Consider the following 12,744-nt stretch of genomic DNA (forward strand, 5'->3'; position numbering starts at 1 on the left):
ACTTATTTTATTAATTTTAATAAATTTTATTCTTTATCTTTTTCATCATCTTCTTCATTTTGTTGCTGTAATTTAACATCTTCATATAATTTATTAAAGGCTTCAAATCTTAGTATATTAGCAAATACACTTATTAAGTATGAATGAGCAACATTTTGATATGCAGCCAAATCGTTATTTTCCCCTCTATAAATATTACTTACATCCTTTATATTTACTCTTCCTGATGCAACTATCCATAGCAATATATATCCTAACAAAACTAGTTTCTGGCTAAATAAGAATGCTTCTTCAGAAGTCTCACCTGTGTTATTTCTATCTTGTGCATCCAATATATCTAAATTAGCAGCATAGATATAATTTGAATAACCAGCTACTAAAAAAGCCACTCCTACCTTCTCCATATTTCCTAAACTAACTTCAACACTTGTAATATATTTATCTATGTTTTCTTTTTCATCATTATCTTTTCCGTCATAGCTCTTACTATTCATTTTAACTCCTAAAAAAGCAATTCATAATATAGTATGAGTTTTAAATTTTATTGGTCAATATTATAAATAAAAGCTTTTTTAGATTAATTATTTTTAAGTAAAATAAAAAAAGAAACTCTTTTGAGTTTCTTTTTTTGGTGGCTTACCGGGGAATCGAACCCCGGACACCTTGATTAAAAGTCAAGTGCTCTACCGACTGAGCTAGTAAACCAAATATGGTGCGTGTTAAGAGATTCGAACTCCTGGCCCACGCCTTAGAAGGGCGTTGCTCTATCCAGCTGAGCTAAACACGCTTATTTAAATCATTATTAACTTCGCATTACTGCTCGTTCCTAATGTTTTAAAATGGAGCGGGTAGTGGGAATCGAACCCACCTTTCCAGCTTGGAAGGCTGGAGTATTACCGATATACGATACCCGCAAATGGTGACCCCTAGGGGAATCGAACCCCTGTTACCACCGTGAAAGGGTGGTGTCTTGACCGCTTGACCAAGGGGCCTTGCGTATGTCTTACTGACTACTTTTTGTATATTACAGTGTTTTTAGACAAAAGTCAACACTATTTTTAAATTTTTTTATGAAATTTTAAAAAAATTTTATGTAAACATTTAATGTTGAGCTATTTTTACAAATTCTTCCTGAGTATCTATATCAACTAACTCAATTCTATTATTAATATTTACTATTTTTAAATCATTTAAATTCCCCTTGATTATTACCTTTCCACCATTATCCCCTTCTAATGATAATAATTCATTAATATATTTTTTTGAAAATATAACTGGATTACCTTTATTATTTCCACACCCAACACAAACTATACCTTTATCTCCTTTAATAAAATTATCTATTACTGAATTTAATGTCTGTATGGATATAAAAGGCTGATCACAAACCATAAACATATATCCATCAGCATTTTTATCAAAATTTATACCTATTTTTATAGAACTAGAAATCCCTAAATTACTATTATTATTCATAACAACATTAATATTAGTATTCAATAAGGCCTCTTTTATCTCTTCATATTGAGTCACGCATATTATTTTATTTATTTTCAAATTAACTACTTTTTCAACTATATACATATATATTGGCTTATTTTTATATATTGCCAACAACTTATTTCCATTAAACCTTTTACTATTTCCTGCAGCCAATAAAATTAAATTTATTTTCATATTTTATATCTTCCTATAAAAATTATTTTAACAAAGGTGAAGCCTAAAATAAGACTTCACCTTTATTATTATATATTATTTTTAATCATTCCCATAACTATTTTTTCTGACGTTATTGGTAATGTTCTTACATTAACCTTAGTTGCATTATATACAGCATGAGCTAATGCTGGAGATGGCGTATTTATAACAATTTCCCCTATAGACTTAGCTCCAAATGGTCCTGTTTGTTCAAAACTTGATTCAAATTCAACTCTAATATTACCAACATCAAGTCTTGTAGGTATCTTATATTGAAGGAATGAATCATTTCTCATCTTTCCTTTTTCAGTATAAGTAATATCCTCATAAAGTGCCATTCCTATCCCTTGTGCTATTCCACCTTCCGCTTGAATTCTTGCTAAATTAGGATTAACAACAGTTCCACAGTCTACAACTGCAACATAGTCAATTATATCTACTTTTCCCGTTAACTTATCCACTTCAGTTTCAACAATACCAACCATAAATGGAGGTGGTGAAACCTCTGAATAATGTGATTCACTTTCACTTATAGTTCTAAATCCACCAACTAAAGTATTATTAGCTATATCAACTAACGTTATTTCTTTTTCATCAACTACTGAATATACCTTTTTCCCATCAAACTCTAAATTTTCAATTGGACAATTTAATGATTTTGCAGCCTCTTCAACAATTCTCTTTCTCATTTTTTCACAAGTTTTAATAACAGCTCCACCTGTTATATAAGTCGTACTAGATGCATATGAACCTGTATCATATGGACTTTGGTCTGTATCAACACCATGGACAATAATATTATCTATATCACAATCTAAACAGTCAGCTGCCATTTGTGCTAATATTGTATCACATCCTGTACCCATATCAGCAGCACCAATCATTAACGTATAGAATCCATCATCATTAAGCTTTATTTCAACTGCAGCTGTATCCACTGATGATATACCTGACCCTTGCATAGCCATAGCTACACCAACAGATCTTACTTTTCCATTTCCCATATCTCTACATGGATATTTATTATCCCAATCAATCATTTCCTTAGCTCTCGATAAACATCTATCTAAAGCACAGCTATTTGCTTGTTCGTTATAATATGCAGGCATTATTTGTCCTTCAGCAACCATATTCATTTCTCTTAACTTAATAGGATCAATATTAAGCTTGTCTGCTAATTCATTTACAGCTGATTCTAATGCAAATAACCCTTGAGTAGCTCCATATCCTCTATAAGCTCCAGCGCCCATAGTATTAGAATAAACAACATCATATTCAAATTTATATGCTTTTGCTCCATTATAAAGAGGCATTGATTTATGTCCAGATAGCCCAACAGTAGTTGGTCCATGATCTCCATATGCTCCAGCATTAGATAAAGTATACATATAAATAGCCTTAATTATACCATTTTCATCTGCACCTAATTTAACTTTAATCTCCATTTCGTGTCTTGGACTACCATTTGTCATACTTTCTTCACGAGTATAAACCATTTTAGCAGGCTTTCCAGTTTTCATTGTAACTATAGCTGGGAATATTTCTGCAACAACACTTTGCTTTGCCCCAAATCCCCCACCTATTCTTGGCTTAATTACCCTTATCTTAGACTTCGGAATATCTAAAGCATTAGCTAATATACGTCTTACATGGAAAGGAACTTGAGTTGCACTTGTTATATTTAACCTTCCATATGTATCAAGCTCAGTAAATGCTCTGAAAGTTTCCATCATAGCTTGGCTATTAGCTTTAGTATGATAAGTTTGTTCTATTATATGAGCACATTTACTTAATTCTTCATCCACATCACCATAAGTAAAATCGCCTTTTGAGCATATATTTCTATTTTTATCTGCATTAACCCAATCATTTAAAACAACAAAATTTTCTTCTGGATGAACTATAACTTTATTATCTAAAGATTCTCTAAAATCTAAAACTGCTTCTAAAACTTCATATTTAACTTTAATTAAATTTAATGCTTTATTAACAGCCTTTTCATTTTCACCAGCAACTATAGCAACTGGATCTCCAACACATCTAAGTCTTTTATCTAAAATTAATCTATCATATGGACTTGGTTCTGGATAAGATTGTCCTGCAGTTGTAAATCTCTTTTGTGGAACATCCTTATATGTTAATATACATTCTATTCCTGGTACTTTACTTGCTATAGTTGTATTTATATCTTCTATTAAAGCATGTGCATGAGGACTTCTAAGCACTTTAACTATTAAACAATTACTTGGTGCTATATCATCTGTATAAACTGGCTTACCAGTAAGTAATGACATAGCGTCCTTTTTTCTTATCCCCTTATTAACGTATTTCATCTTTAGTCCTCCTTTTTAGCTGCCAAGAAATTTTTAATTGCTCTTAATTGACTCATATAGCCTGTACATCTACAAAGATTACCTGCTAAATAATGTTTAATTTCATCTTCAGTAGGATTCTCCAACTCTTTCTTCATAGCTAATACATTCATCACAAACCCCGGGCTACAGAATCCGCATTGCTCTGCACCTTGGTCTGCCATAAAAGCTCCAAATTCTTCTGCTTCTTCTTTTAACCCTTCAAGAGTAGTTACTTTCTTGCCATTTGCCTTCATCACAAGAGTACTACATGATAAAACAGGCTTTCCATCTAAATGAACAGTACATAACCCACAATTGGCAGTTTCACAACCTCTTTTTACACTTAAAAAGCCTTTACTTCTTACATAATCAATTAATAACGTATCTGCTTCTACATTATCTTGAAAAAGTTTATTATTTATCCATAGTTTAATTTCCATAGCTTCCTCCTGTAATTTCACTTATTGCTCTATTTATAAATACTTTAGCAAGTATTTGTCTATATTCTTTACTTCCTCTCATGTTACCATCAAATTTAACATTTTTCATAACATATTCAACTACTTCATCAACTTCATTTTGAGTTGGAACTTCACTTAAAAGCTCTGCTGCATTTACATTCATAGCCTTTTGTGGTCTAGCTCCAATTACTATATTCCATCTATTATTTAACCTTGATACTGCAACTGCTAAAGTAGGAATATCAGTTGCACTATTTCTATGAGTTAAATATGCAGTTTTTCTATTATCTTTCTTTATTATAATTCTTACTAAAATATCATTATCATAAGGCATATCTCTATATTCAGAAAGTGGAATAATTCCTCCATTAAATAGTTCTACATATGTCTCTAATGATAAAAGTGCTGTTAATATATCTGAAAATCCAAATCTTGAATAAACACTTCCACCAATAGTAGCGCAATTTCTAAATTGAACACCTACTATATGTATAACTGATTTTGCTATTATTCCATCAAAATAGGAATTCAACGATTCATTAGTTTCTAATTGTCTTAATGTACACATACACCCTATTTTAAAACATTCTTCATCTTCTTCAACTTTATCTAGTCCTAAGGCTGATAAATCAATGGCAGTTTGAATATTTCTTCCTCCCATCTTTAACCAGCCTATTCCTCCTAATACCACATTATTTCTTTTTTGATTTAATTCATAAGCTTGTTCTAAGCTTTCTGCTACTACATAATTTCTGATGCTAAACAAATTTTTCTCCTCCTATAAACATAATAAAGAGGCTATATCTATTTATCCGATATATGCCTTCTTTATATAACTTTTATACACTTACTGCTTCAATTTTATCTTTATTCTTTGGTAATACTAAATTTAATATAGTTGCTATAACGAAGGTCATTATTATTCCATTTTGTGCAAATATATTACTAACCCAAGTTGGTAATTGTGCTAAAGCCTCTGGAACATTTCCTATTCCAACACCTATACCTATAGCTAATGCCACTATTAAACCATTTCTACCATCTAATTTTTCTCTAAATAGTGATTGTAATCCACTTACAAATATCATTGAGAACATTATAACCGCCGCTCCTCCAAGTACTGATTGTGGCATTACTGAAAGTATTGCACTTAATTTAGGGAAGAATCCTGCTAAAATTAAGAATAAAGCACCAGTCATAATAACAAATTTATTTACAACTTTAGTTACAGCAACAAGACCAACATTTTGGCTAAATGAAGTATTTGGAGCTATTCCAAATATAGCTGCTATAAAGCTTGAAACACCATCTGCAACAACTCCACCTGATAGCTCTTTGTCAGTTGCTTCTCTATCAAGTCCCCCCACTGCTATTGCAGAAATATCTCCAATTGTTTCTACTGTAGTTGCAATATACATTATTGCCATTGAAATAATTGCATCTAATCTAAATTCGAATCCCATAGCAAATGGTCTAGGTAAACTTATCCATGCAGCTTCTTTTACAGCTGTAAAATCAACCATTCCCATTACTATTGATAATATGTATCCAATTATTATTCCTATTAAAATAGCTGATGTTTTTATAAATCCCTTAGTAAAATTTTGTAATATTATTATTACTAAAATTACTACTGTTCCAACTATCAAATGTTTTGGTGAACCAAAATCAGCTGAACCAGATCCACCAGCAAAATATTTAATCCCTACTGGAAGTAATGAAAGTCCTATTGAAATAACAACTAAACTTGTTACTATAGGCGGAAATAATTTTCTTAACGGCTTAATGAAGAATCCTAAAACCATCTCTAACAATGCTCCAACTAACGAAGCTCCCATTATTGCTGAATATCCATAAGTCACACCTATAGCATTTTGAGTTCCTATAAATCCTGAACTTGTCCCCATAACCACAGGCAATCCACTTCCTACTTTAAAGAATGGATATAATTGAATTAATGTTGCAACACCTGCCACAAACATTGAATTTTGAATTAACATTGATTTTGTTTCTAAAGGAATATCTAAAAGTCCGCATACTATAATTAACGGTGATACATTTCCTAAAAACATTGCTAATACATGTTGAATCCCCAATGGAATAGCTTGTTTTAAAGGTACCTTTCCTTCTAACTCATAAATACTTCCAACTTTCATTACATGTCCCCCTAAAATAATAAACTTCCTACGAATAATATTTGTTTTATTTAATTTAATATACGTGTTTTTATATGATGATTTTATCATATATTTCATATTTTGTGAACATTTTTATTTATATTTTTACATATTTTTCGTATTTTTATTATTATAAGCTTCATACCATACAAAAAAAACAAAAAGAAAAGGTAAAATTTCTAAAAACTACTTACCCTTTCCTTTTATAATAAATCATTATAATTTACAATATAATTTTCGTATTTACTCTATATATTCAAAAAGAACTTTTATTGTTCCTCCACATGCCATTCCTAATTTTGCAGCTACTGTATTAGATAAATCATAAGTTTCAATATGTGAACTTTTTTCTTTTATTAATTCTATTGCTTTTTCATATACTGCATTTTCTACACTACCTCCACCAATAGTTCCAGTGAATGTTCCATCCTCCATTACAAGCATTTTTGCATCAATACCTCTTGGTGACGATCCTCTCTTATCTAAAATACTAACTAAAACCTTGCCATCTTTATCACAAACAATCTCTTTTAATATTTCTTCATCAATACTTAATACATTATCATTATTCTTTTCTTGAATAATTTGTGCCATAATACTTACTGCTATTTCAGCAGGAGTCTTAGCACCTATATTAATACCAATTGGAGCATTAACCTTATTTATATCCTCTGTATTATATCCCTTCTCCAATAATTGTCTTATAGAATTGGCCACTTTTGCTTTACTCCCTATCATTCCTAAATATCTAAATTCATTTTTTAATATTTTTTCAACACATTCTTGATCGGCTCTATGACCTCGTGTAACAACAACAAAATACGAATTCTTATTAAAATCTATATTTTCTAATGCATTAGTAAAACTGTCACATATTATATTATCAACCGCTGGAAATCTTTCTTTATTTGCAAACTCTTCCCTATCATCTATAACAGTTGTATTAAAATCTAACATTTTAGCCATACTTGCTAATGATAAAGCTATATGTCCCCCTCCACAAATTATAAGGCTAGGTTTTGATATAAGTTGCTCTATACTAATCTCAATATCATCATTTATTTTTACTATTTTCCCAAACTCATTAAAATTAATTTTATCTATAACTGCTTTGTAAAACTCCATATTTTCTTGTTCTTCAATTATTATTTCGTTATCAACTTTTAATATCTTTTTTCCCAGATGCTTGTCCTTTTTATCTTTAACAATAGTTGCTATATAGATATTTTTATTATTATCTAACTCTTCTTTTACCCTTTTATAAAATTCCCTATTCATATTTTCACCTCTTGTAAATTTTGTATATATTTATATTTTATATAAATTTCAATTTATTTCTATAAAAAATAGTATATTGATTTTTTGCTAAATTAACTTCCCATTTCTCTAACTATAAGTAACTTGTTATTTAAATTAGTCATATAATAATATAGCTTATATCAATTATTCACCTTTAAACAAACATATTCATAAATTAAAATGTATGAAACTTTATATATTATTTCAAGGGAGGTTTACTATGAGAGAATTGTCATTATCATATGCAGATGCCAACTCTGGCAATAATGCTAGTACTATAGGTTGGATTAATTTTGGTAATATTTTTTTAAATCCTGGTGAAATCTTGACAGGATTGTATGTAAGACTTTTTGATGGGTCTATCTTATCATTTGATTTGAAAAATGATTCTAATACTGATACTGGATTTGCCTTAAGATCTACTTCAGTTCCAGTAACATCAGATAGTAATTTTGGAGTATTGGGTTATACAAATATTTCTGGAAATATTGCACTAATAAAAACACCTTTACCTACTAGTGTAGAAGGTGAAGACTCCGCTTTATTTACATTATCAAATATATCATATTTAAGTTCTTCCGGTACTCCTATCTCTAGGTTTACATTAAATGTTGTAGATTTATATAATTTAAATTCATCTGAGGATCCAAGCGGGGACTTCCAACAATATATTACTAATGGTACACAATGGAATTTAGTAGAACTAATAGGTAGAGGTCCTGCACCAATTATTGATATTACTAACGAAAGCTCAACCCCAATAACAATATCAACCCTTACAAATGGAATAACTCCATTAGCTGTTGAAGATTCCATAAGTGTAGCTGATATCACATATCCTACTGCCGATACTAGAACACCTATTTTATCAACTGAGTCACCTAGCTTTATTCAATCACATTTTATAGCTACTACAACTAATCCAATTCAAGGTTTTGCAATTGGAATATCAACCCCAAATCCTAATGCAATCTGTCGTTCAAGAGGTGTAAATTTATTTAGATAAAATAGAAGTTTCCCCAAAAGTATGTTGGGGAAACTTCTTTTATATTATATATTTTAATTACTATTCTTAATATAATAGTTAAATATTTGTTCTGCCCTATTTCTATCATAATAATTATCTTTCATAGATTTCTCATCATGAATTGATGCACAATATGGAGTTCTCTTACCTTCCTCTATTTCTTGATAGTATTTTATAACTAATTCCTTTGATTTTTTTTCAAATATTTCATTTTGATATTTATTATCTCTAATTTTAAAACAAGTTATATTATTATTTTTCACTTTACACATATTACTCATAATACATTCACTACACTCTATTTTTTGCTTTTGATCTATTACTATGCTTTTTACAAGTGCCATTTTGTAATTTGTAAATTTATTTATTCTAATAGAATAATCTGAATCACATCTCCCAGTTTCCTCATTAAAATATCCCAATATATCTATTACTTCTGGTCTAATACATAAGCAATTTCCTATTAAGGCATCAATCACTCCTACTTCTACCCCATGTTTATTTAACTTCTTAGAATATATAGAATAATATCTAAGTATACTTGGTTTAACAGTAGATGCAGCCCCAATCTCTGGATATTCATTCATAACCTCCATAAACTTTGTTATCCAATCCGATGTCATCATACAAGTATCACTATCTAAATGAAAAAAGAATTGTTCTTTTTTCCTCTTTGACATAACATAATTTATTGCATATGCACACCCCCTATTTAAATTTAATTTCTTCTTTTCTTTAATTCTTTCATCCTTTAATGTTTTTATAAACTCCCATGTGTCATCAGCTGAGTTACTATCTACAATATATAACTCAAAGTCATCTGTTGTTTTTAATAACGCCGTTAAATTTCTAGCCGTTAGACCTGCTCTGTTCCAACAAATAAAACTTACAATAGGTTTATTCACAGAAAAATCCTCCTATAAAACTCATAAAGTATATTTATCTATAATTAATTTATTTTGTAAATATACATTTTATAATATAAAGCAAAAACAGCTAAATCTTAATTTCAGCTGTTTTTTTAAATTTATACTTCTCCTTTATTTTCATTATAAAGTTCCATTAAAACAATTTCTCTATTATTTAGATTCTTTTCCTTTATTATCTTAAATCCTATCTTTTTATATAAATTCATTGCTTTTATATTATCCTTATAAACTTCAAGTATAATCTTATTTAACCCTAATTTATTAAATCCATATTCACATAAAAGTTTAGTTGCTATAAAAGCAATCCCCTTACATCTACTATTTAAATCGCCTATTAAAAGTCTACCAAATTCCGCAGTACTGTTACTATAATCGATATTGTATAATGCTACAGTTCCTACTGGATTATTCTTATAATTTATTATAAACATTTTATCATTTATATTGCTTTTATATTTATCATACCATCTTATCTGATCTTCCCTTGTGATAATTCTATTATCAATAAAAACTCCCAGGGTACTTGCTGAATTTCTCCATAATCGAATTCTTTCAATATCAGTTTTCTTTATAGGATTTAAATTTACATCATTTTTAATTATATAATCATCATGTATATCTTGTGGATTTAGATCTTCTATATCCTTACTCATAATCACCTCTAACACTATCTTTTATAATTATCTAAATATATAAATATTAATTTTCACATTCTATATATATAAATAAAATTAATTAGAATTCTCCTCAAAAAATTTAAAATTCTCCTCTGCTGCTTTCATATCATAATAATTATTTTTTAATGACTCCTTATCATGGATTGAAGCACAATAAATTCCCCTTTTTCCAGATTGTATCTCATGTAAATATTTAGTATGCTTATTCATATAACCTTTAGCAAATTCTCTGTGAGCATATCTTTTTTTATATACACCATAACAGGTGCCATCAGTAATTGTACATTTATCCTTTATTAGGCATTCATCACATGTAATCCTTTGTTGCTGATTTATAGCTATTTCTGGTATAATTGCAATTTTAAAAGGTGTATATGTTACTGTTCTAGCACATATATCTAAATCCGCTCCGTATGTTTCTTCATTAAAATATCCTAACAAATCTAAAAGCTTAGGACTAATACACATACAGCACCCTATTGCAAAATTTGTTTTTACAACTTCAAATCCCTCTCTAACTTCTGGTTTGTATGCTACTTTTTTTTCTTGAAAGTAAGTTTTCCTTTCTGCTGCAGCTATTCCTAATTCATCAAATAATTGAAAGCTTCTCATAAACTTTGATATCCAATCTTTACTTTCAATATATACATCACTGTCCATAGTTATAAAATATTGGTCTTTTTTTCTGTTACTAAGAACATAATTTAATGCATATACAAGTCCTCTATTAACATTAAATCTTTTTTTACATACTATTCTTTCATCATTAAGATCTTGTATAAATTTCCACGTATCATCTACAGAGTTGTTATCAATTATATATAACTCAAAATCATCATTAGTGTTTAGTAAAGCAGTCAAATTTCTAGCATTTAATCCCGCATGATTAAATGTAACAAAACTAACTATTGGAACCATATAAACACTTCCCTTAAACTTATATAATATATTCATATTCATATATACCTTTTATGTTCCAATCCTAAACAATATATATAAACATGTTAATACTTGTAGAATATTCATTATTTTAAGTATAATTTCATAATCTATTATGGTAGTTATTATTTTTCACAAATAGGATGGTGAATTTTTATGAAAATCGGGTTTTCTCAAAATTATGATGGCCCTGGTGGTGCCCGTAGTTGGATTAAGTCTTTTAGTAAATATTGCATTAATAATGGGCATACTGTAAGTTATGGATTTGATGATACAGTAGATGTATTTTGCTCTGTAGCTAATCTTTCTACAATTAAACAGCTTAAGTTATTAAAAGAAAAAAATATAAAAATACTTCAAAGATTGGGTGCTATATATCTTCCTTATAATCATCCAAATCCCATACTAATAAAAAATAAAAATACAGAACTTAAAAACATTACTTCTTTTTCTAATACAATAGTGTATCAAAGTCATTTTTCGAAAGAAACTTTATTTAGAAGTATTTACGATGGAGTTGAGCCAGATGGTGACATTATTTATAACTCTGCTGATTCTAATCTATTTAATCCTATAGGACCTAAACTTCCCCGTTCAAAAGACAAAAAAATAATTCTAGCAGCTGCATATTGGGGAACCCCTCATACTGCAACTCAATCATTAAAGCTCCTATGTGATGTAATTAATCATTATGTGTCTAGAGATGATATTGAATTTTGGGTTCTAGGTAGAGCCTTTGAGAACAATCAAAGAACATTATCTAATTTTAACTTTAGAAATGTTTCCAAACTCGATTTATTAAATCCAATATCTCATAGTGAAATGCCTAACTTATTACGTACTGTAGATATGGTACTACATCTTAAGGCTCATGAAGGGTGTTCTAATATGGTAATAGAAACAATGTTGTCTGGTACTCCTCTTGTTGGCATTAATTCAGGAAGTATACCAGAACTTGTTAAAGATAGTGCTCTATTAGCCAAATGTGATAGCACACTTGAACATTTTCCTAAAGTAGATTTGAATGATTTAATATGTAAAATAGATAAAACCCTTGATAATTTAGACTATTATTCAAATAAAGTTTTAAATGAATCTAAAAGTTTTTCTTATGACTTAACTTATAAATTATATTTAGAAAAACTTATAAACTTGAGTATTCAAAGTTAAAAGGAGGTTTAAC

General features: G+C 29.2%; 12 protein-coding genes and 4 tRNA genes. 2 read left to right on the forward strand and 14 right to left on the reverse strand.

The genetic code is table 11. From position 1 onward, the window contains the following. Positions 1–26: 26 nt before the first annotated feature. The 11 genes from Q0G30_RS08735 to Q0G30_RS08785 form a co-directional block, all read right to left on the reverse strand. Positions 27–494: a hypothetical protein gene (locus Q0G30_RS08735; RefSeq protein ID WP_195467261.1), complete on the reverse strand. Its 468-nt coding sequence runs from the start codon at positions 492–494 to the stop codon at positions 27–29. Positions 495–629: 135 nt separating this feature from the next. Continuing rightward, a tRNA-Lys gene (locus Q0G30_RS08740) sits at positions 630–705 on the reverse strand. A gap of 5 nt (positions 706–710) precedes the next feature. Continuing rightward, positions 711–787, reverse strand: a tRNA-Arg gene (locus Q0G30_RS08745). Positions 788–840: 53 nt separating this feature from the next. Beyond that, positions 841–914, reverse strand: a tRNA-Gly gene (locus Q0G30_RS08750). A 3-nt stretch (positions 915–917) separates the two neighbouring features. Beyond that, a tRNA-Glu gene (locus Q0G30_RS08755) sits at positions 918–992 on the reverse strand. Positions 993–1,101: 109 nt separating this feature from the next. Next, a complete protein-coding gene (locus Q0G30_RS08760) occupies positions 1,102–1,677 on the reverse strand; it encodes a nucleotidyltransferase family protein (protein WP_294388965.1) in 576 nt (191 codons plus the stop codon). 68 nt (positions 1,678–1,745) lie between these two features. Next, the gene (locus Q0G30_RS08765; protein ID WP_294388967.1) at positions 1,746–4,031 is read right to left on the reverse strand and encodes a molybdopterin cofactor-binding domain-containing protein; all 2,286 of its coding nucleotides are present in this window, start codon (positions 4,029–4,031) and stop codon (positions 1,746–1,748) included. 2 nt (positions 4,032–4,033) lie between these two features. After that, the gene (locus tag Q0G30_RS08770) at positions 4,034–4,492 is read right to left on the reverse strand and encodes a (2Fe-2S)-binding protein (RefSeq protein WP_195467264.1); all 459 of its coding nucleotides are present in this window, start codon (positions 4,490–4,492) and stop codon (positions 4,034–4,036) included. Next, positions 4,482–5,279, reverse strand: coding sequence for an FAD binding domain-containing protein (locus Q0G30_RS08775; protein ID WP_294388969.1), 798 nt, complete (start codon positions 5,277–5,279; stop codon positions 4,482–4,484). The genes Q0G30_RS08770 and Q0G30_RS08775 overlap by 11 nt, the downstream gene beginning before the upstream one ends. A gap of 73 nt (positions 5,280–5,352) precedes the next feature. Further along, positions 5,353–6,669 carry a nucleobase:cation symporter-2 family protein gene (locus Q0G30_RS08780; RefSeq protein WP_294388971.1) on the reverse strand — a complete coding sequence of 439 codons (1,317 nt, stop codon included), beginning with the start codon at positions 6,667–6,669 and terminating at the stop codon, positions 5,353–5,355. Positions 6,670–6,933: 264 nt separating this feature from the next. Then, positions 6,934–7,968, reverse strand: a complete 1,035-nt coding sequence (locus Q0G30_RS08785; protein WP_294388973.1) for an XdhC/CoxI family protein — start codon at positions 7,966–7,968, stop codon at positions 6,934–6,936. Between the two features lie 241 nt (positions 7,969–8,209). Here Q0G30_RS08785 and Q0G30_RS08790 point away from each other — a divergent pair, with 241 nt between their 5' ends. Next, the gene (locus Q0G30_RS08790) at positions 8,210–8,995 is read left to right on the forward strand and encodes a hypothetical protein (RefSeq protein ID WP_294388975.1); all 786 of its coding nucleotides are present in this window, start codon (positions 8,210–8,212) and stop codon (positions 8,993–8,995) included. A gap of 53 nt (positions 8,996–9,048) precedes the next feature. Here Q0G30_RS08790 and Q0G30_RS08795 read toward each other — a convergent pair whose 3' ends face one another. The 3 genes from Q0G30_RS08795 to Q0G30_RS08805 all read right to left on the reverse strand — a co-directional run bounded on the left by Q0G30_RS08795 (position 9,049) and on the right by Q0G30_RS08805 (position 11,540). Then, positions 9,049–9,921 (reverse strand): glycosyltransferase family A protein, encoded by an 873-nt coding sequence (locus Q0G30_RS08795; protein WP_195467269.1) that lies wholly within the window; start codon positions 9,919–9,921, stop codon positions 9,049–9,051. 122 nt (positions 9,922–10,043) lie between these two features. Then, positions 10,044–10,598, reverse strand: a complete 555-nt coding sequence (locus Q0G30_RS08800; protein WP_195467270.1) for a GNAT family N-acetyltransferase — start codon at positions 10,596–10,598, stop codon at positions 10,044–10,046. A 78-nt stretch (positions 10,599–10,676) separates the two neighbouring features. Beyond that, a complete protein-coding gene (locus Q0G30_RS08805) occupies positions 10,677–11,540 on the reverse strand; it encodes a glycosyltransferase (RefSeq protein WP_195467271.1) in 864 nt (287 codons plus the stop codon). A 177-nt stretch (positions 11,541–11,717) separates the two neighbouring features. Here Q0G30_RS08805 and Q0G30_RS08810 point away from each other — a divergent pair, with 177 nt between their 5' ends. After that, entirely contained in the window at positions 11,718–12,731 is a 1,014-nt protein-coding gene (locus tag Q0G30_RS08810) for a glycosyltransferase (protein WP_195467272.1), read from the forward strand. Positions 12,732–12,744 lie beyond the last annotated feature (13 nt).

Source organism: uncultured Clostridium sp. (assembly GCF_934754925.1).
Taxonomy (GTDB): Bacteria; Bacillota; Clostridia; order Clostridiales; family Clostridiaceae; genus Clostridium.

Bases quoted from the DNA above. Each gene is read 5' to 3' on its own strand.
- Q0G30_RS08735 (WP_195467261.1), bottom strand. From the start codon at position 494: ATGAATAGTAAGAGCTATGACGGAAAAGATAATGATGAAAAAGAAAAC.
- Q0G30_RS08760 (WP_294388965.1), bottom strand. From the start codon at position 1,677: ATGAAAATAAATTTAATTTTATTGGCTGCAGGAAATAGTAAAAGGTTT.
- Q0G30_RS08765 (WP_294388967.1), bottom strand. From the start codon at position 4,031: ATGAAATACGTTAATAAGGGGATAAGAAAAAAGGACGCTATGTCATTA.
- Q0G30_RS08770 (WP_195467264.1), bottom strand. From the start codon at position 4,492: ATGGAAATTAAACTATGGATAAATAATAAACTTTTTCAAGATAATGTA.
- Q0G30_RS08780 (WP_294388971.1), bottom strand. From the start codon at position 6,669: ATGAAAGTTGGAAGTATTTATGAGTTAGAAGGAAAGGTACCTTTAAAA.
- Q0G30_RS08785 (WP_294388973.1), bottom strand. From the start codon at position 7,968: ATGAATAGGGAATTTTATAAAAGGGTAAAAGAAGAGTTAGATAATAAT.
- Q0G30_RS08790 (WP_294388975.1), top strand. From the start codon at position 8,210: ATGAGAGAATTGTCATTATCATATGCAGATGCCAACTCTGGCAATAAT.
- Q0G30_RS08800 (WP_195467270.1), bottom strand. From the start codon at position 10,598: ATGAGTAAGGATATAGAAGATCTAAATCCACAAGATATACATGATGAT.
- Q0G30_RS08805 (WP_195467271.1), bottom strand. From the start codon at position 11,540: ATGGTTCCAATAGTTAGTTTTGTTACATTTAATCATGCGGGATTAAAT.
- Q0G30_RS08810 (WP_195467272.1), top strand. From the start codon at position 11,718: ATGAAAATCGGGTTTTCTCAAAATTATGATGGCCCTGGTGGTGCCCGT.